Genomic DNA, 20,061 nt, shown 5'->3' on the forward strand with positions numbered 1-20,061 from the left:
ATTGAATTCCCCCTTACTTCTCTTCTGCATAAACATACTTCATTGCTGATTCTGCTTCAGCATATGGAGCGTTTTCTGCATAATCCGTTGCTTCGTTCACGAGCTTCATAATACGATCATTGATTTCTTTTTCAATGTCATCGTTCATAACGCCTGTTTCTTTCAGATAAGCACCAAACGTGATGATTGGATCATTTGTTTTCGCTTTTGCCACTTCGTCCGGAGAACGATAGCTTCGATCGTCATCATCAGAGGAGTGAGGAGTTAAACGATAAGAAACTGTTTCAACAAGGGTTGGACCTTCCCCGCGACGGCCGCGATCCGCTGCTTCTTTGACCGCTTTATATACTTCGATAGGGTCATTTCCATCAACCGTGATTCCAGGCATTCCATATCCAATGGCACGATCGGACACTTTTTCACAAGCTAATTGCTTTTCAATCGGAACCGAAATCGCATATTTATTGTTTTCACACATAAAAATGACAGGAAGTTTATGTACACCTGCAAAGTTTGCGCCTTCATGGAAATCTCCCTGGTTGGAAGACCCTTCACCGAACGTTACAAACGTCACAACATCCTTCTTCTCCATTTTTCCGGCAAGAGCGATACCAACGGCATGTGGTACTTGAGTCGTTACAGGAGATGAACCCGTTACGATATTATTTTTCTTTTGACCAAAGTGACCAGGCATTTGACGTCCACCTGAGTTTGGATCTTCTGCTTTTGCAAAACCTGATAGCATTAATTCCTGGGCCGTCATCCCGAATGTTAAGACAACACCCATGTCACGATAGTACGGAAGTACATAATCCTTTTCGCGGTCTAAAGCAAATGCAGCACCAACTTGAGCCGCTTCTTGACCTTGACATGAAATAACAAATGGGATTTTACCCGACCGGTTCAGTAACCACATGCGCTCATCGATTTTTCTGGCAAGCAGCATTGTTTCATACATTTCTAATACTTTCTCATTGGAAAGTCCTAACTCTTCATGACGATTCTCTGCCATTTTATTTACCTCCTACACAATCTAATGGTTGGAAAGGTAGAGAAGATCTCTACCTTATAAATTTTTTTGTTGATGGCGGCCCCAAAAGCCATCTACGCTCTACTATTTGTCCAGCTGCCCCTCCTTGTCCCTCGAGGTCACAATGGATAAATCCCATAAGGCCAAGTACGCCTTCTGGGATTTCCCCCTTGTGCTTGTCGGGCCAGAACAGTCGGCTTCGCTTTTCTATTTGTCCAGCTGCGCCTCCTTGTCCCTCGAGGTCACAATGGATAAATCTCATAAGGCCAAGTACGCCTTCTGGGATTTCCCCCTTGTGCTTGTCGGGCCAGAACAGTCGGCTTCGCTTTTCTATGAATGAATCGCTTTTCCATCTACAGCAAGTGCCGCTTCTCCGATGGCTTCTGACAGGGATGGATGAGGGTGGATTGTGTGCGCGATTTCCCATGGGGTTGCGTCCAATACTTTAGCAAGTCCCGCTTCTGAAATCATGTCGGTTACATGCGGACCAATCATGTGCACACCCAGAATGTCATCGGTATCTTTGTCTGCAATGATCTTGACGAATCCATCCGATTCACCATAAACAAGTGCTTTCCCGATCGCTCTGAAACTGAATTTTCCGGTCTTCAGGTTATATCCCTTTTCTTTCGCTTCCTGCTCCGTAATCCCTACGCTTGCAATTTCAGGATTACTGTAGATGCATTTTGAAATGAGGGAATAGTCAATAGGATGAGGCTTCTCATTCGCCATATGTTCCACTGCTGTGATTCCTTCGTGAGATGCTACATGAGCTAATTGAAGTCCACCGATGACATCTCCAATCGCGTAAATATGAGATTCCTTTGTTTGAAAGAATTCATTCACTTCAATAAAACCTTTTTCCACTTTAATATCTGTGTTCTCTAAGCCAATACCTACAACATTCGCTTGTCTGCCTACAGATACAAGGATCTTCTCTGCTGTAAAGGCTTTTTCTTCTCCTTTATGCTCAGCTTTAATGGTGACCTCTCCATCCCCTTTTTCTAGGGATTCAGGAAGCACCTTTGCACTTGTCACGATTTTGACGCCTTTTTTCTTCATTAAGCGCTGCATTTCTTTAGAAATCTCATGGTCTTCGGTTGGTACGATTTTATCAGCGTATTCCACCACAGTTACCTCTACATCAAAGTCAGACAGCATGGAAGCCCACTCAATACCGATGACCCCTCCGCCAACGATGATGATCGATTTAGGAAGAACTTCAAGTGAAAGCGCTTCATCTGAGGATAATACGTATTCTCCATCAATATCAAGACCCGGTAAAGAACGAGGTCTGGAACCTGTTGCAACGATCACATTCTTAGGGATCAACATAGCATTATCTTCCCCGTTATTCATTTCAACCGAAATCGTCCCAGGCATCGGCGAGAAAATAGAAGGTCCTAATATACGTCCAAGTCCTTCGAAGACATCGATCTTACCTTGTTTCATCAAGTGTTGAACTCCTTTGTGAAGCTGTTCAACGATCCCGTCTTTCCTGGATTGAACTTTTGTGAAATCTAACTCTACTCCATTGATCTTCACACCAAAGTCTTCACCGTGTTTAGCTGTAGCATATACTTCAGCACTCCGAAGAAGAGCTTTACTAGGTATACATCCTTTGTGTAAGCATGTCCCCCCCAGTTTTCCCTTTTCAACGATTGCTGTTTTTAATCCAAGTTGAGAAGCACGAATGGCGGCTACATAGCCACCTGTGCCTCCCCCTAGAATGACTAAATCATATTCTTCTGCCAATCTTGAGTCCTCCTTGCTCTTATACTCTTGCTTCTTCTTTTACATTTCCAGGGTACACCTTATAGTCTTCTTCACTTCGTAAGACCCTTAATGCCCCTTCCGCAAGAGCTTGCAGTTCATTTTCTCCTGGTTGAATCACGACATCCGCTATCCAATTGATTCGATTGCTTATCGCTTTTACAAACTCTTTACCATAAGCAAGACCACCCGTTAACACAATGGCGTCAACTTTACCATTAAGGACGGCACTTGCTGACCCAATTTCTTTCGCAATTTGATACGCCATCGCATCGTACACGGCTTTGGCATTTTCATCGCCATTTTCAATCATCTTCTCTACTTTTACCGCATCGTTTGTTCCAAGGTAACCGACTAAGCCACCTTGACCAACGAGTTTCTTCATGATTTCATCTCGGTAATAATCACCTGAGAAGCATAGGTCAACTAAATCACCCGCCGGAACAGTACCTGCTCTTTCAGGACTGAATGGGCCATCGCCATGTAAACCATTATTCACATCCACAACTTTCCCATTGCGGTGGGCACCGACGGTAATTCCACCACCCATATGAGTGATGATCAGATTTAGGTCCTCATATTTCTTTCCGAGTTCCTTTGCGACTCTTCTTGCTACCGCTTTCTGATTTAACGCATGGAAAATACTCTTTCTTTCAATGAGTGAAAACCCTGAAACCCGGGCAAGTGATTGCAGCTCGTCCACTACAACAGGGTCGACAATATAAGACGGGATGTTTAATCCAGAGGCAATTTCAAATGCCAAAATCCCACCAAGGTTTGAAGCATGCTGACCTGAGAATCCTTCTTTAAGATCCTTCAGCATGTCATCATTCACTAAGTAGGTGCCGCCTTCTATCGGTCTAAGCAGGCCCCCACGGCCACAAACAGCACTTAGTTTTGAAATGTTGATCCCTTCTTCATCTAACGTTTGAAGAATGGTATCCTTTCTGAATTCATACTGATCAATGATAGTTGGAAATTCATTAATCTTTCCTGTATCATGACGAATTGTCTTTTCAAAGATAGATCGATCATCATCGAAAACACCAATCTTGGTTGATGTCGATCCAGGGTTAATGACTAATATCCGATGTTTGTTTTCTTGCACTGTTGTTACCTCCATTTGGGTAGCTATTATTGTAATGTTTGTTCGTAGAATTTTTCCCCTATGATAGATAACCCCTTAATCTGTTCGATGTTCGCATTAACAGGGAAGAAACGCTCTACTCTTGTTAGAAGTAAAGCGTTTTTTCTTCTAATTATCCACGTCTGCTTAAAATATGTTGACCGTTTTGTAAGAACTGGCTTCTTGAACGGCGCATTTTCTCGATTCTCTCTTCCGCCATACGATCAGCAGCTACGTAAGTAGGAACATTATCACGTTTAGCGATTTCAATAACCCGCTCAACGTTGTTGTACACTTGCTCCACTTTTTTCATCGCTCTTTCACTATTGTAACCGTATAATTCATCCGCTACGTTGATGACTCCACCTGCATTGATGACATAGTCAGGTGCATAAACGATACCCATTTCATGAATCGCGTCACCATGACGAGTTTCTTTTAATTGGTTATTCGCAGCCCCTGCAATGACTTTTGCTTTTAGCTGAGGAATGGTTTCGTCGTTGATGATCGCTCCCAGGGCACATGGTGCAAAGATGTCACAGTCAACTCCATAAATTTCGTTGATATCAACAGCTTTTGCCCCGAATTCATCTACAGCACGTTGAACAGCTTCCTTATTGATATCTGTAACGATCAGATTTGCTCCTTCTTCGTGAAGATGGCGGCACATATTGTACGCAACATTACCGATTCCTTGAACGGCGATTGTTTTCCCTTCCAGTGAATCTGTTCCAAAGGCTTCTTTCGCTGCAGCTTTAATTCCACGGTATACTCCATAAGCCGTAACAGGAGATGGGTTACCAGAAGATCCAAAGGCAGGAGAAATACCTGTAACATAATCTGTTTCTTCATGAATCAAGTCCATATCAGCAACTGTAGTACCAACATCTTCTGCAGTAATATAACGACCGTTTAATCCTTGGATGTAGCGACCAAACGCACGGAACATTTCTTCATTCTTATCTTTGCGAGGGTCACCGATGATAACCGTTTTCCCCCCACCTAAGTTAAGTCCGGCAGCTGCATTCTTGTACGTCATACCTTTTGCAAGACGCAGAGCATCTTCAATCGCTGCTTCTTCAGATTCGTATGTCCACATACGAGTTCCTCCAAGTGCAGGTCCAAGAGTTGTATCATGGATCGCGATGATCGCTTTCAACCCTGATGCTTCATCTTGACAAAATACCAATTGCTCATAATCATATTGTTCCATATAGCTGAAAATTTTCATTTTTATTTCCCCCTAAAGTCTAATTTTATGTTTGATGTATCTATTATTTATTTGAAGCAGAGCATATAGCCAGTGCCAGTGAATATAACTTACTTTCTGCACTGTCTGCCCTGGATGTTAACACGATTGGTGCTTTTGCTCCCGCAATCACAGCCCCAACTTTCGCTTTCGCAAAGTAGATCAGGGACTTGTAAAGAGCATTACCCGTCTCGATATTCGGAACGAGCAAGATATCTGCTTGTCCTGCGACGTCACTTTCAATCCCTTTATGCTCCGCAGCATGATGAGAAACTGCATTATCAAGGGCTAATGGCCCATCGACAGCACAATTACGAATCTGCCCCCTTTGATTCATCATCGTAAGGGAAGCGGCATCCACTGTTGCCTGCATGGCCGGATTCACTACTTCAACCGCGGCTATCGGGGCAACTTTCGGATGGTTGACACCGACTGACCGGGCAATCCCAACGGCATTTTCAATAATTTGCGCTTTTTGCTGCAAATCAGGTGCAATGTTCATAGCTGCATCCGTAATAAATGTCAATCTATCGAACCCAGCCACCTCAAAAGCTGCAACATGTGATAATACATTTCCTGTACGGAGTCCCCACTCTTTATTTAACACTGCCTTTAAAATGACAGCAGTGGGAACATTCCCTTTCATTAAAGCACTTGCTTCATTTTCCTTTACAGCCTTCACAGCAAGTTCCGCTGCTTTCTGCGGAGAAAAAGCATGCTTTATCTTAATATTGCCGTGTGATCGAAGCTGTGGCGCAACCTCTTCTAAAAGAGAGATAATTTCTTCTTTATCACCAAACAATAAAAATTTGGCCATATTTTTTTCAACTGCCATTGCGACAGCACCAAGGACTTCTTTATCTTCTGCAGCTGCAACCGCTACAGTGGAATTTTCTATCTGGGTTGCTTTTTCCACCAAAGATTGTAGATTCATGTATGTCGTTTCAACCCCTTTTTTCTGTTATTATGTTCCCATTAAACTATATGCAAGAACCGTGCCAACTTTTATAGTGTTGAAAACGCTTCATTTCCATACATCCAACCATGCAATTATTTTCATACCATGCAAATTATTTCATGCTAGTTATTTCAATGTCATATTTTTCAATTTTGTAATACAAATTTCGCACTGAAACACTTAATGCTTTGGCTGCTGCCGTTTTGTTACCATTATTCTGCTCTAAAACCTTCTGGATTATATTTTTTTCATATTGTTCTACTTGAGTAGCCAAATCTTTGTGGGTTCCTGATGCATCAGCAGCAAGCTCTTTAACTTGGCTCTTAGATTTATTCTCCAGTTGAGGTAAATGTTTGCTATCTATCTTTACTTCGTTGTAGTTCATAAAGATAATCGCTCTTCCCAATACATTCTCGAGCTCTCTGACATTCCCAGGCCAATGGTAATTCATTAACTTGTTCATCGCTTCCTTTGTAACCCCTTCAACATTTCTGCCATAATCCTGGTTGATCTTTGTTATCAAGGTTTCAGAAATGAACGGAATATCTGATTTACGATGCCGCAGAGGAGGTATTTGAATGGGCATTCGGTTGAGCCGGTAGTAAAGATCTTCTCTGAAAGAACCATCGGCAATTCCTTTTTCCAAGTTCACATTCGTCGCCGCAATGACCCGGACATTAATCTGGATGGATTTCGTCCCACCAACTCGAACAATTTCATTCTCCTGCAGGACCCTCAGTAGCTTGGCTTGAGTGTTGGCGCTTAACTCCCCAATTTCATCCAGGAATATACTTCCATTATTGGCTTCTTCAAATAATCCTCGTTTACCTCCCCGCTTTGCTCCAGAAAAGGCACCTTCTTCATATCCGAATAATTCACTTTCCAATAGATTCTCCGATAATGCAGCACAATTGACCCGCAGGAATTTGTTGAACTTTCGATCACTCGCATTATGTATCGCGTGTGCAAATAATTCTTTTCCCGTACCGGATTCACCCCGAAGAAGAACAGTTGCTGGCGTTTTTGCCCCTAATTTAGCTTGTTCTACGGCAATCATCATTTCCTCTGAGTCCCCGATGATGTCTTCAAACATATACTTCGCTTCTAGAGTACGGATGATTCTTCTTGCACGATCCAACTCCTGAGTGAGTGACTGAATCTCAGACATATCATGGATGACACCGACACTCCCCTTGAGCTTATTGTTCACAATAATTGGAGCTACGTTAACGATAACCTCTTTACGTTTCGGACCAACCCGCATTCTTGTTCCCCTGATGGCTCTTCGAGTCTGCAGGACTTTCAAGTGAATACTCTCCCCTTCGGAAATATCTGCAGTTGCGGGTTTTCCGATTACTTCTTCCTGGGTGAGTCCCGTGATTCGTGTATAGGCAGGATTTATCAGAATCCCTTTCCCCTCTTCGTCGACTACAGATATTGCATCATCGCTGGAATGAATGATAGCTTCAAGCATGGTCTGTATTTCTTTGAGGTTCGTTATTTCTTCTGCAAGATTTACGACCTCCGTAATGTCTTTAAACACAGAAAAGGCACCGATGATTTCATCATTGTCGGTAATCATCGGAATTCGGTTGGAGATGATCTTCAGCCCATTATCTAACACCACTTCTTGATTGGTTTCAGTACGACGTGTTTCCATCGTGGTAGTTAACTTACTCTCAGGAATCACGTCAGAGATATGCATCCCGATAACGTCTTCCTGATCCTTCCCAATCATCCGCTCTGCACTTTTATTGTAGAGCATCACATTTCCTTGATCATCGATCCCGACCATACCATCGTCAGTCGAGTTAAAAATAAGATCCCTTTTAAACGACTCACTTGTCAACTGATGAATGAGATCTTCCTTTTCTTCCAAAAGCTTCGAGATAAGAAAGGCAACACTGCCTGGGATAATGACTGTATTCTTTCCCCGTTTATCTCTTATATTTTCAAACACTTTTTGTTCACCGGTCACTTCAATGACGATATCAACAGAATCATTCAGGAATTGTCGCCAATCATTACCAACCGGTATCCCCAGTTCTTTAGCCAACAAAATACCTGAAGCGTTTTCATTTAGGTCTACCACTGCAATCACTTTCATGACGGAAGCTTCGTGGAGGATTCTTAATATGGCTGTCCCACCTTTACCCCCACCGACAATTAGAACCTCTTGCAACATTTTTCACCCCGACTATCAATACCTGCAATTTTTTTCACAAACATAATGTTACACTACTTTTCTAAACTTGACAATTTTCTAGTTGGAGTTAGAATTTTAGTATGGAAACGAAAAAGGAGTTATACACCTAATGGTCCGATTAATAGCCCTTATTATAATGTTGATACCTGGCGTGCTTGCTGCACTGGGAATTAAATTGATGAGAGATATGTTATTTGGTATTCTGCAGTCACCCATTCCTTATTTATGGCTGCAATTCGTCATCGGGTTGCTATTCTTTGTATGCGGTCTCGGTTTCATTGCGGGATTTGTTCTGCACCGCGACCGAAAACGGAATAAAGTACAGTCCCGGTTCACGAAAAAAAGCTAGCGTAATTTTCTACGCTAGCTTTTTTTATGATTTCTTAACTTCAATGCTCTTTCAGGAAAGTCCGTCACGATTGCTGAACAGTCAATACTCAGAAGTCTCTCCATCTGATCTATCTTATTTACCGTATAGGGTCTGACAGCTATCCCGTTTTTCATGGCTTCCACAATGATCTCATCGGATGCAGCCTTTAAATTGGGATGTATCGCTTTCGCCCTGATGGACCTGGCATAAATCCAGGGCATATATAGACCCGATGAGTAGAGCGGAGCAATTTCGACTGCAGGCTCCAATCGGTAACAGGCCACGATCGAATAGTGATTAAATGAAGAAATGATGATTCGATCCTCAAACCCAAACTCCCTTATCAATCCGATCACTTTTGCTTCCAAGCCCTGATAGTCCATAATGCTGTTCTTCAACTCAATATTACAAAGCATATCATTGCCCTTTAACCATTGAAATACCTCTCTCAATGAAGGCACACGATTTTTTTTAAACAGCTTACTTTTAAATTTGAAATTCGCCTGCAGCTTTTGAATTTCCTTAAGCGTATAGTCTTTGACAAACCCTTTCCCATTGGTTGTGCGATCAACCGTTTCATCATGAATCACGACGATTTCTCCATCTTTTGTCAGCTGAACATCTAATTCAATCCCGTCCGCCCCTACTCTTTCAGCTTCAAAGAAAGCTTCCATCGTATTTTCCGGGTGTGTCTCGGCTGAACCACGGTGTGCAAAGATTAGCGTCATGAGCGCACTCCCTTTTCTTAAGTTAATCTAACCCTGTATGTACATTCTATATCGAGCTTTATGAATGTTTGTCTATTCATATTATATACTTATTTAAATTCTTCTCAAAGGATGAAACCTTTATAAAAAAATCCTGAGAATCTCAGGATTTTTTTGTTTCAATGCAACTAATTAAAACCAGCAGCATCTTCTTCTGCGGCGACGGTCTTCAATACCTCTTACATCGTCTCTGTCACAACGGCGTACAGCTCTGCAGAAATCCTCTCCTCTAATAAAAGCTCTCACAGGAACTCTAAAGTCGTCTCTGTCTCTGTCAAAAGCACCAGCAACATCATCTCTATCACGGAAGCATCCCATTGTCTCACCTCCCTTTAGTTGTTTTTGTATTACATTGTATCTTATGTAAGAATGGACAAGCCGTAAGGGCGTACTCCTACTTTTGAAAAAAGAGGCGATTTCTACTTTAGAAAACGGAAATGTATAGATTTCTTCAAACCAAAAAACCCCACGAATCCACCTGGGCTCATAGGGTTTTAAATCGTTCTATTCAGTTAAGAAATGATCGCACTATTCCTTACCCTTTCATGAAGCCATATGTTCCAGACGAAGCTTATCAGCAACCATCGCAATGAACTCTGAGTTTGTCGGCTTTGCTTTTGACATACTCACTGTGTATCCAAACAAAGAAGAAATGGAATCGATATTCCCTCTGCTCCATGCTACTTCAATTGCATGTCGAATGGCACGCTCTACTCTCGATGCTGTTGTGTTGTATTTTTTTGCAATATCAGGGTAAAGGACCTTTGTAATTGAACCAAGTAATTCGATATCGTTATAAACCATAGAAATCGCTTCTCTTAAATATAAGTAACCTTTAATATGTGCCGGAACGCCAATTTCGTGGATGATGCTTGTAATACTTGCATCTAAGTTTCTAGGTTTCTGCTCTGTATGCATTCTGGATGAGGAAGGTTTTTTGATGATTGGGTTTGATTTACCGCTTACTTGTCTAATGTGACTCACTAGATTTTCCATATCAAATGGCTTTAGGATAAAGTAAGAAGCTCCAAGGTCGACGGCTTTCTTCGTAACATCTTCTTGACCGAAAGCTGTCAGCATGATGACATTAGGAATGCTCTTCTTTTCACGAAGTCGTTCGAGCACAGCGAGCCCGTCCAAATGAGGCATAATAATATCCAATACCAGGACATCAGGCTCCACTTCTTCTAACAAATCTAAACAATCTTGGCCATTATGAGCAATTCCTACTACTTCCATATCATTTTGTGAAGCAATGTAGTCTTCCAATAATGACGTAAGTTCACGGTTATCATCCACAACACATACTTTAATCGATTTCACTACAGGTTTCCTCCTCAATCCTAATTAATTCTTCTCTGTAATTTTATTCTAAATTACTTTTTCGACAATGCAACCTAAATTCCTTTTATTTTTGAAAAAAACTTGAAAAATATTATATTTTCTTTGATTTTCTAAAGATTTCTTTATATTTCGACCCTATTCGATATTCACTCATCTATTTGTCGAATAATCTTTATTTTAACAAGTTCATCGTGCTTTTGGCAAACCTTCCTTATTTTCTATGTCCTTTTCTTGAATCATGTCTTACAAATTCTTGTAATGGTTAATTTCACAAAAAAAAGAACCCTTATAAGCACCCACGATCGGGACTTTAGTAAGGGTTTTCCATTTTTAGCTTGCTCGGTCATGATTTTTCTTGTAAATATCGATTCCCGCTTCACTCAGCATCCATTCAATATGAACGCCATAACCACTTGTAGGATCATTTACAAACACATGTGTGACGGCTCCGATGACTTTGCCATTTTGAATAATCGGACTTCCACTCATGCCTTGGACAATTCCACCGGTTTTATCCAACAGCCTGGGATCTGTTACTTTCAATACCATTCCTTTTGTTGCCGGATATTTCTGTGGGATGGTGCTGACGATTTCAATATCGTACATTTCTACATCTTTTCCATCTACTACAGTCAATATCTGGGCAGGTCCTTCTTTCACTTGGTGGGAAAGAGCGATAGGCATTGGTTTATCCATGAGATCGTTATCTATGGATTGATTTAATTCACCAAAAATCCCGAATGGACTGTTCCTGGTAATATTTCCAATTACGTTCCGATCAGAAGAAAAACGGGCTAGTTTTTCACCAGGTTTTCCGTCTGTCCCTTTTTGAATGGACGTTACTTCTGAATGAACAATTTCACCGTTTTCAACGACAATCGGTTTTTTTGTATCCATATCAGAAATGACATGGCCAAGCGCCCCATACTTCTTGGACTTCGGGTCAAAGAACGTCATTGTGCCGATTCCAGCTGCAGAATCACGAATATACAACCCTAATTTATAGTTTTTTTCCCCTTTTTCTTTTAACGGGAGCAATTGAGTTTTTACGGTCTTCTGTTCACGTTTGATCACAACGTCTAAAGATCGTGATTCTTCACCTGCCTTCTGAACAAAAGGAGCAACATCCGCAAGTTCTTCAATTTTGGTTCCGTTTATTTCTGTAATCATATCCCCTACCTGAATTCCGGCTTTTTCGCCTGGAGACATCTTACCTGCATCTGTTTCAACCAGATGATGACCTACGACTAACACCCCGACAGTATTTAATTTCACCCCGATGGATTGACCACCCGGGATCACCTTGAAATCTTTCAGTACTTCTACATCGACTTTTTTAATGGGTAACCCAGCTAACTCAAATACCACTTCATCCTTGCCTACAGAACTTCCTTGGATTGAGAGCTGACCTTCCTCTTCTTTCAATTGAACATGTTGATTATCAGACGAACCCATCGTCGTAACGGATGCAGCCTTAGGGAGAGCAACTTGATCCCCTTCCATCACCCTTACAGAGTTCGGAGTATTGATAAACTGTTGAACAGGTTTGTAGAAACCAATAAGGCAAAGCGAAACAAGGAGAATTCCACCTATACATTTTCTTAACCAATCTAAACTCAATATATTCACTCTCCTCGCTTCTAATCCACACACACTAACTATTGGCTACAGTTTTAATTTTGCCTTTAACAGCCACATTTATAACTGGTAATCATGAAAAAAAAGCTACCCGAATTGGATAGCTTTTCATGTTTCTTTAATGGAACCTGCTAACTGCAACAATTCCTTTGCATGTTCCAATGTTAAATCTGTAATTTCCACTCCTGAAATCATTCTGGAGATTTCTTTGATCTTTTCCTTTTCTTGAAGGCGTTTAACCATTGTGCTCGTTCTGCCGCCTGAAAGTTTTTTTGAAATAAACAAGTGACAATCCGCCATCGCAGCTACTTGTGGCAGGTGAGATATACACATCACCTGGGAATGAATGGCTACTTGGTAAATTTTTTCAGCGATGGCTTGTGCCACTCTACCACTCACTCCCGTATCCACCTCATCAAAAATGATGGAGGTAATTCCCTGGTGCTTGGAAAAGATCGTCTTCATGGCTAACATAATGCGGGAGAGTTCTCCACCTGAAGCTACTTTGGATAGCGGCTTTAAAGGCTCACCTGGATTGGTGGATATGTAAAACTCCACTGTATCCCAACCATCCTTTTTAAAATGATGGAAGGAAAACGATTCTTTTTCCCCACTTTTCACAAAACGGACTTCAAATTTCGTTTTATCCATGTAAAGTTGCTTTAATTGCTCATGAATACTTGCAGTTAATTTTTTCGCCCACTGCTTTCTCGTTTGCGACAGATTTCTCGCCTCTAATGATAAGTCTTTCTCAAGTGATTGTAATTTACTTTGTAAATGTTCGACATGAGAATCTTTGTTCATGATGGTTTCAATTTCTTCTTCAATCTTTGAACTGTATGCGAGAATTTCTTCCACAGAGGATCCATACTTTCTCTTTAAACCGTTAATCTCGTTCAGTCTCGTCTCGATGAGATCCAAACGATTCGGTTCAAATTCAAGTTGATCTAATTCCCCTCTTACTTGTTGAGCAGCATCTTCAAGCATATAAAAAGCATTCGAAACAGATTCCAGAGTCTTATCATATTGAGAATCCACCTCTGCAGCTGTCTCGAGATGACTCATGGCAAGGCCTGTCCAGTCCAGCCCTTTTCTCTCGCCTTGTATGCTGTCATAAGAAGTCTGCAGCGCTTCAAAAAGTTTTTCAAAGTTCATAAGCTTCCGCTTCTCTTCCATAAGCTCATCATCTTCGTTTAATTGCAGATCCGCATCATGAATTTCTTTCAGCTGAAACTGAATGAGATCCAATCGATGAGCCATCTCCTGCTCGTTCTCATTAAGCCTTTTTAGCTGCTTATAAATGGAAAGGTACTCTTTGTATACTTCTCCGTAACTCGAGAGACCTGAAGCAATCTCTTTTCCGCCGAATTGATCCAATAAGGAAAGATGCAGGCTTTCATTCATCAGCTCTTGATGCTCATGCTGTCCATGAATATCAATAAGTGAAGCCCCGATTTCCCTCATGATCGCAATCGTCACGAGCTTACCATTGATCCTGCAAACACTTTTCCCTGTACTCGAGATATCTCTACGAAGGATGATCATGCCTTCTTCGATCTCTATCCCGAAGCTCGCCGCTTTCTCAAAGCAAGGATGCGTTTCATTATCAAGAATAAATAACCCTTCAATTTCAGCCTTCTTCTCCCCATGCCGAACATATTCCGAGGATCCTCTTCCACCAACCAATAAGTGAATGGCATCAATGATAATCGACTTCCCAGCCCCAGTCTCCCCTGATAGAACGGTCAGACCTTCTTCAAAAGAAAGAGAGAGGGATTCAATTATGGCGAAATTTTTGATTGATAGTTCTTGTAGCAAAACATTCACCTCAAATAAAAAGGAACTTTTCCCTCAAACAATTTAAAAGAAAAGCTTCCTATTGGATTTTGTATGAAGGGCTGCAAATACCCCGCCCATTAAATTAGAATTGATCCTACAATTTATAGCATGTCTAAAAAACGTTCTGAAACAATCTTCGTCTCTTCTTCAGTGCGGCAGATGATCAAACATGTGTCATCTCCACAAATCGTTCCCAGTATCTCTTCCCAGTCCAAGTTATCAATTAAAGCACCGATAGCATTAGCATTACCAGGTAGAGTCTTCATGACCAGCATATGCCCGGCCTGGTCCACTTTGACAAACGCATCCGTCAGGGTACGCTTAAGTTTTTGCAGAGGATTAAAGCGCTGATCAGCAGGCAAACTATATTTGTATCTCCCATCCATCAACGGCACTTTAACTAAATGCAATTCTTTAATATCCCTCGACACGGTAGCCTGGGTCACATTAAAGCCAGCATTCTTAAGACTTTCCACTAGCTCATCCTGTGTTTCCACATCTCTATTCGTAATGATTTCTCTGATCTTTATATGTCTTTGCCCTTTGTTCATCATAGAACATACACCTCTTACATTTGATTAAAACCTGTATAAATATACCTCTACGCTTATGTTAGCCTATTTTGTATGGAAGTACAATAAAAAAGAAAAGCGGAGGCGGCTTGGTAGGCCCGACAAGCATAAGATGAATTGACCGGAAAGGCGTTTTTTGCCTTTTTGGTTAATTTAGCTTATGACCTCGAGGGTCTAGCCGCCGGAGCTGGACAAAAAGAAAAGCCGCTCTTCCATGAAGAGCAGCCCATTCCTTATTGCGTATTCGCTTTTAACTGATTATGAGCTTCTTCAATAACCTCATCCGGTATAGTGCTTAAGAAAGATTCGCCACTCTCTGCATCCCCGGACCATTTCAGATGGATCAGGAATTCAATATTCCCATCTCCTCCTGTAATAGGGGAATAGGACAAACCGGCAATATGATAGCCTTCTTTAATAGCCAGGGTCATAATTTTCTCGATTACCATTTTGTGCACGGCCGGATCCCTTACAATTCCTTTTTTCCCGACTTGATTCTTACCTGCTTCGAACTGTGGCTTAATCAAAGCGATACAGTCCCCACCAGGAACCAATAGGGTTTTAAGGACAGGTAATATGAGTGAAAGGGAAATAAAGGACACATCAATGGATGCAAAACTCGGCATTTCACCTTGTAAATCCGTCGGCGTTACGTAGCGGAAGTTGGTTCTTTCCATCACGACGACCCTCTCATCCTGTCTAAGCTTCCAGGCAAGCTGGTTATACCCTACATCAAGTGCATAGGACATCTTTGCCCCGTTTTGCAAAGCACAATCGGTAAATCCTCCAGTAGACGCCCCGATATCTATCATCACTTTATCGTTGACGTCTACATCAAAGACTTGTAAAGCTTTTTCCAGCTTTAAGCCTCCACGGCTGACATATGGGATCACTTTCCCTTTCATCGTCAGCGGGATATCTTCACTCACTTTTTCCCCAGGCTTGTCCAGTCTCACTTCATTTGAGTAAACAAGTCCTGCCATGACAGCTCGTTTTGCTTTTTCTCTTGTATCGATTAATCCCCGTTCTACCAGGAGTACATCTACGCGTTGTTTTTTTACTTTCATCATTAAGCCCTTTTTTGTTTTTTTGGTGTTATGGTTAAAATACGGTCTACGACATTTTCTTTAGTCATGCCGATTTCGTTCAGCAATTCCTTCACGCTTCCATGCTCGATGAAGTAATCAGGAATTCCAATGCGGTCAATCACGGCGTTATGGTAACCCTGTTCTTGTGCGAACTCAAGAACACCGCTTCCGAATCCTCCTTGGAGAACCGCCTCTTCTATCGTTAAAATAGGCATTTCTTCTCCAAGGATACTCTTTAACATCGCTTCGTCCATTGGTTTAATGAATCTCGCATTCACGACCCGGACGGAAAGCCCTTGTTTCTCAAGCTCCGCCGCCGCTTCCATCGCCATTGGGATTGTTGTACCAAACGTCAGGATAGCAGCATCTTTCCCTTGCTTTAATACTTCCCATGTCCCGATTGGAATGTTTTTCAGCTCTGAATCCATGGGCACTCCATATCCGTTTCCACGAGGATAGCGTAACGCTATTGGACCATCATTATACTGTAAAGCTGTATTGACAAGGTGTTGACCTTCATTTTCGTCCTTCGGCATCATGATCACCATATTCGGTAAATGTCTTAAAAAGGCGATGTCAAATACACCTTGATGCGTTTCACCATCGGCACCTACTAATCCGGCACGGTCAATCCCGATGAAGACATTTAAGTTTTGTCGGCAAATATCGTGAACCACTTGGTCGTACGCCCTTTGCAGGAAGGTTGAATAAATGGCCAGGAATGGCTTCATATCCTGGGTAGCCAGACCCGCTGCAACAGTAGTGGCATGCTGTTCGGCAATCCCTACATCAAACATTCGATCGGGGAATTCTTCAGCAAATCCAAGCAGTTTGGACCCCACAGGCATGGCTGGAGTGATTGCGACAATTCGTTCATCCTCACGGGCAATCTTTCTGACGGTTTCACTTACAAGCCCACTCCAGGAAGGTGGTGCATTTATAGGCTTAATCAGGTCTCCTGTGTCAATCTTGTATGGTCCTGTACCATGCCATGTGCCCTGCTTGTCTGATTCAGCAGGATGAAACCCTTTCCCTTTTTTCGTTATGACGTGTAAAAGGACAGGACCTTTTGTTTTCTTCGCATACTGGATGTTTTCAGATAAATCATTATAATCATGACCATCGATTGGCCCAAGATAGGTAAAACCTAATTCTTCAAAGAACATTCCTGAAACGAATAGATACTTTAAACTGTCTTTTACCCGCTCAGCCGTACTTGCTAATTTTCCGCCGACAGCAGGGATTCGTTTAAGAATGTATTCCATTTCATCTTTAACCCAGTTGTACTTCCCGGCAGTGCGCAATCGGCCAAGGACACTGTGAAGGGCTCCAACGTTTGGGGCGATGGACATTTCATTATCATTTAAGACGACGATCATATCTTTCTTTTCATGACCGATGTGGTTAAGTGCCTCGAGTGCCATACCGCCCGTTAAGGCGCCATCTCCGATCACAGGGATGATGTATGAATCTTCTTTTTTGACATCCCTTGCGATTGCCATACCCATGGCTGCGGATAGTGAAGTAGAGCTATGCCCCGTTTCCCAAACATCATGATCGCTTTCATTGCGTTTAGGGAAACCACATAACCCTTTGTATTGTCGCAACGTATCAAACTGACAAGCACGGCCAGTCAAGATCTTATGTACATACGACTGATGACCAACATCCCAAAGGATTTTATCTTTTGGACTTGAGAAATGCTTATGAAGGGCAACTGTTAATTCAACCACCCCTAAGTTTGGACCAATATGACCGCCAGTCTTAGATAGATTCTTTATTAAGAAATGGCGAATCTCTTGACTGAGCTCTTCTAATTGTTCATTCGACATATTTTTAAGAAAAGAAGGCTCCTTTATTGATAATAAATCCATGAGGTCCCACTCACTTTCCATCACTAAATATTTTGTTTCGCACGCTTGTAACGTTTTTTCTTGTTTTTATCTTTTTTATCTTTAATCACTACGATGTGAAATCGATCTTCAAAAAATTGTAGAACTTTACCAACTCTGAATATTATATCCTTAGAATAAGTGATAGCAAACGTTTTTCCAAGCGCTTTGCCTCCAACGGTCAAGGAAGCTATGATACTTGTCAATGTTACGCTTACAATATATTCTCTCAAAGAACCGCCTTCAAGCTGAAAAGATACGGCTAATTGTATAATGACAATCGCTGACGCAGTACCACTTATAATCCCTGAAATATCACCGATTACATCGTTACAGAAGCTCGCGAACCGGTCTGCGTTCCGGACGATTTTGATTGAATAACGTGCACCATACACTTTTTTGGCCGCCATAGCATGAAAAGGTGTTTCATCAGCGGCCGTTGCAGCAATCCCCAGCATATCAAAGAAGATTCCGATAAAGACGATGATTAACACAACAACCAGTCCTGTATACCAAGCGACACCATTTAAAACCATATTGGATGTAACTGAAAAAATAGCCGCTAACACAAATGTGATAACGGCAATGCTGACACTCCACTTTATTGAGTTTTTCATTGTTTCATTCATTATCGTTTAAACACACCGTTTCTATTGTGTAAATATATATTATCAATGCTATGTAATTGGATGGTCATATAAAGAGTAAAAATTGCAGCTTAGGTCCAGTAGGTTTTCCCAATCGGATACCGGATGTTGCCATACCGGCGGTTTCCCTTTAAACCCGACTTAGCCGCGTCACCACAAGCTAGACTGGATTACCACTTAGTCCGCACTATAATCCTCTTTATATGTCCGAATATGAACAGTCTAGGAGTTTTCCTCAACAGTCCTTAACGCAATCCTTAGCCTCTTTTGCAAAGAGGATTTCATATGGGCGAAAAAGCACATATCAATGGCCAACTGATGTGTACCTTGTAACCATAATCCCCTCTCTCTTCACTCAAGGCAGGCTACGCTGCTAGTGAATCATCACATCGCAGGTTCATACTTTGTCCTTATTGCATATGCTTATGCCAGCATAAGAAACAAAGCCTCCGCGGCTTGCGGGTCAACGCCCACATGCCATTGTGGATCGCCCTCAAGCCTTACTCCCAGATATGACCCAAGGCTGGGCGCCTCAAGCCAATTCCAGGAACTTCATCGATGTGCCCTTTAGTGGATTTTTAGGCCCACCTTCAGGATTGGTGGACTGACTAGAATACTGCACCACCCAAATTTTCATTCTAGAGATATTATAACATATGTTAAATAATTTGCTCAAACATAGAATGGTTTTAATGATTCCGGGCAACGATTAATTGGGCAATTTCGGTAAGGAGACTGGAATCGATTGTCATTTGATCCAGTGAGGATAACGCTTCGTTCAAGTGGAAGTGAAGCTTGTCCTTAGCTCCTCCTAACGTCAAGAGACTTGGATATGTACACTTATGTTTCGATTCGTCGCTCCCCACTGGCTTTCCAATAATTTCTTCGGAGCCTTCAATATCAAGAATGTCATCCTGAATTTGAAAGGCAAGGCCAATATGATATGCAAATTGCTTTAGTATTTCAAGTTGCTCTTCCGACGCATCGGAGATAATTCCGCCTGCCAATACACTAAACGTCAGTAACTTACCGGTTTTATGCTCATGAATGCTTTCGAGTCCTTTTACAGTAAGCTTCTTATTTTCCCCTTCAATATCGGCTACTTGTCCACCAACCATGCCTTCCGGTCCCGCACACTTTGCTAAAAGACTGATGAGCCTTACCTTGTGATCACTTGTAAGGCCCTTGTCCTCTGCGATCATTTGAAAACTGTAGGTTAGTAAAGCGTCACCGGCTAAAATCGCCATCGCTTCACCAAACATTTTATGATTGGTCGGCTTCCCTCTTCTCAAATCATCATCATCCATGGCAGGAAGGTCGTCATGAATCAAAGAATAGGTATGAATCATTTCAAGGGCAGAAGCAGTGTTTAACCCTAGTAAAGGGTCCTTGTTAAAGGCTTTGATCGTTGCTAAAAGGAGGATGGGACGAATTCTCTTTCCACCTGCTTGCAAAGAATAGATCATTGCCTTCTTCAAGTTAGAGGGCATAGAAAGGCTCTCTACCGTCTCGACCATTTGGTTGGTAATCATTTCTCCATGCTGTTGTTGAAATTCTTTCAG

The 20,061-nt window shown here is 41.9% G+C and carries 16 protein-coding genes; 1 reads left to right on the plus strand and 15 read right to left on the minus strand.

Going from position 1 to position 20,061, the window contains the following annotated elements:
• Positions 1-13 precede the first annotated feature (13 nt).
• From RSX31_RS07410 to RSX31_RS07435, 6 genes are all read right to left on the minus strand, one after another.
• A complete protein-coding gene (locus RSX31_RS07410; RefSeq protein WP_148969568.1) occupies positions 14-1,012 on the minus strand; it encodes a thiamine pyrophosphate-dependent dehydrogenase E1 component subunit alpha in 999 nt (332 codons plus the stop codon).
• A gap of 348 nt (positions 1,013-1,360) precedes the next feature.
• Positions 1,361-2,785, minus strand: coding sequence for a dihydrolipoyl dehydrogenase (gene lpdA / locus RSX31_RS07415; RefSeq protein WP_315634114.1), 1,425 nt, complete (start codon positions 2,783-2,785; stop codon positions 1,361-1,363).
• Positions 2,786-2,804: 19 nt separating this feature from the next.
• Positions 2,805-3,926, minus strand: a complete 1,122-nt coding sequence (gene buk / locus RSX31_RS07420) for a butyrate kinase (protein WP_187443657.1) — start codon at positions 3,924-3,926, stop codon at positions 2,805-2,807.
• Between the two features lie 136 nt (positions 3,927-4,062).
• Positions 4,063-5,160 (minus strand): branched-chain amino acid dehydrogenase, encoded by a 1,098-nt coding sequence (bcd, locus tag RSX31_RS07425; RefSeq protein WP_148969571.1) that lies wholly within the window; start codon positions 5,158-5,160, stop codon positions 4,063-4,065.
• Between the two features lie 43 nt (positions 5,161-5,203).
• Positions 5,204-6,112 (minus strand): phosphate butyryltransferase, encoded by a 909-nt coding sequence (yqiS, locus tag RSX31_RS07430; RefSeq protein WP_315634118.1) that lies wholly within the window; start codon positions 6,110-6,112, stop codon positions 5,204-5,206.
• Between the two features lie 136 nt (positions 6,113-6,248).
• Complete coding sequence (locus RSX31_RS07435; protein WP_315634120.1) at positions 6,249-8,318, minus strand: sigma 54-interacting transcriptional regulator; 2,070 nt, start codon at positions 8,316-8,318, stop codon at positions 6,249-6,251.
• 133 nt (positions 8,319-8,451) lie between these two features.
• Between RSX31_RS07435 and RSX31_RS07440 the strand changes: the two genes are divergently transcribed.
• Positions 8,452-8,691 carry a DUF2627 domain-containing protein gene (locus RSX31_RS07440; RefSeq protein WP_315634121.1) on the plus strand — a complete coding sequence of 80 codons (240 nt, stop codon included), beginning with the start codon at positions 8,452-8,454 and terminating at the stop codon, positions 8,689-8,691.
• A gap of 14 nt (positions 8,692-8,705) precedes the next feature.
• Here the strand turns inward: RSX31_RS07440 and RSX31_RS07445 are convergent, their stop codons facing one another.
• The 9 genes from RSX31_RS07445 to RSX31_RS07485 form a co-directional block, all read right to left on the minus strand.
• Positions 8,706-9,440 carry a glycerophosphodiester phosphodiesterase gene (locus tag RSX31_RS07445; RefSeq protein ID WP_315634123.1) on the minus strand — a complete coding sequence of 245 codons (735 nt, stop codon included), beginning with the start codon at positions 9,438-9,440 and terminating at the stop codon, positions 8,706-8,708.
• A gap of 582 nt (positions 9,441-10,022) precedes the next feature.
• Entirely contained in the window at positions 10,023-10,802 is a 780-nt protein-coding gene (gene spo0A, locus RSX31_RS07450; RefSeq protein WP_315634125.1) for a sporulation transcription factor Spo0A, read from the minus strand.
• A gap of 351 nt (positions 10,803-11,153) precedes the next feature.
• Positions 11,154-12,443 carry a SpoIVB peptidase gene (gene spoIVB / locus RSX31_RS07455; protein ID WP_148995635.1) on the minus strand — a complete coding sequence of 430 codons (1,290 nt, stop codon included), beginning with the start codon at positions 12,441-12,443 and terminating at the stop codon, positions 11,154-11,156.
• 126 nt (positions 12,444-12,569) lie between these two features.
• Positions 12,570-14,279, minus strand: coding sequence for a DNA repair protein RecN (gene recN / locus RSX31_RS07460; protein ID WP_315634128.1), 1,710 nt, complete (start codon positions 14,277-14,279; stop codon positions 12,570-12,572).
• A 122-nt stretch (positions 14,280-14,401) separates the two neighbouring features.
• Complete coding sequence (gene ahrC / locus RSX31_RS07465; RefSeq protein WP_044340153.1) at positions 14,402-14,851, minus strand: transcriptional regulator AhrC/ArgR; 450 nt, start codon at positions 14,849-14,851, stop codon at positions 14,402-14,404.
• A gap of 254 nt (positions 14,852-15,105) precedes the next feature.
• Positions 15,106-15,939, minus strand: coding sequence for a TlyA family RNA methyltransferase (locus RSX31_RS07470; protein ID WP_315634129.1), 834 nt, complete (start codon positions 15,937-15,939; stop codon positions 15,106-15,108).
• Positions 15,940-15,941: 2 nt separating this feature from the next.
• A complete protein-coding gene (gene dxs / locus RSX31_RS07475; protein ID WP_148995637.1) occupies positions 15,942-17,834 on the minus strand; it encodes a 1-deoxy-D-xylulose-5-phosphate synthase in 1,893 nt (630 codons plus the stop codon).
• Between the two features lie 23 nt (positions 17,835-17,857).
• The gene (locus RSX31_RS07480) at positions 17,858-18,481 is read right to left on the minus strand and encodes a CNNM metal transporter family protein (protein ID WP_148969579.1); all 624 of its coding nucleotides are present in this window, start codon (positions 18,479-18,481) and stop codon (positions 17,858-17,860) included.
• 707 nt (positions 18,482-19,188) lie between these two features.
• The gene (locus tag RSX31_RS07485; protein WP_397548078.1) at positions 19,189-20,061 is read right to left on the minus strand and encodes a farnesyl diphosphate synthase; all 873 of its coding nucleotides are present in this window, start codon (positions 20,059-20,061) and stop codon (positions 19,189-19,191) included.

Origin of the sequence: Rossellomorea yichunensis, assembly GCF_032337515.1 — a bacterium.
Classification (GTDB): Bacteria; Bacillota; Bacilli; order Bacillales; family Bacillaceae_B; genus Rossellomorea; species Rossellomorea yichunensis.

Excerpts from the sequence above, each read along its gene's own strand:
- RSX31_RS07445 (WP_315634123.1), bottom strand. The coding sequence starts at position 9,440 with ATGACGCTAATCTTTGCACACCGTGGTTCAGCCGAGACACACCCGGAA.
- ahrC (WP_044340153.1), bottom strand. The coding sequence starts at position 14,851 with ATGAACAAAGGGCAAAGACATATAAAGATCAGAGAAATCATTACGAAT.
- RSX31_RS07440 (WP_315634121.1), top strand. The coding sequence starts at position 8,452 with ATGGTCCGATTAATAGCCCTTATTATAATGTTGATACCTGGCGTGCTT.
- bcd (WP_148969571.1), bottom strand. The coding sequence starts at position 5,160 with ATGAAAATTTTCAGCTATATGGAACAATATGATTATGAGCAATTGGTA.
- RSX31_RS07410 (WP_148969568.1), bottom strand. The coding sequence starts at position 1,012 with ATGGCAGAGAATCGTCATGAAGAGTTAGGACTTTCCAATGAGAAAGTA.
- yqiS (WP_315634118.1), bottom strand. The coding sequence starts at position 6,112 with ATGAATCTACAATCTTTGGTGGAAAAAGCAACCCAGATAGAAAATTCC.
- RSX31_RS07470 (WP_315634129.1), bottom strand. The coding sequence starts at position 15,939 with ATGAAAGTAAAAAAACAACGCGTAGATGTACTCCTGGTAGAACGGGGA.
- RSX31_RS07480 (WP_148969579.1), bottom strand. The coding sequence starts at position 18,481 with ATGAATGAAACAATGAAAAACTCAATAAAGTGGAGTGTCAGCATTGCC.
- dxs (WP_148995637.1), bottom strand. The coding sequence starts at position 17,834 with ATGGATTTATTATCAATAAAGGAGCCTTCTTTTCTTAAAAATATGTCG.
- buk (WP_187443657.1), bottom strand. The coding sequence starts at position 3,926 with ATGGAGGTAACAACAGTGCAAGAAAACAAACATCGGATATTAGTCATT.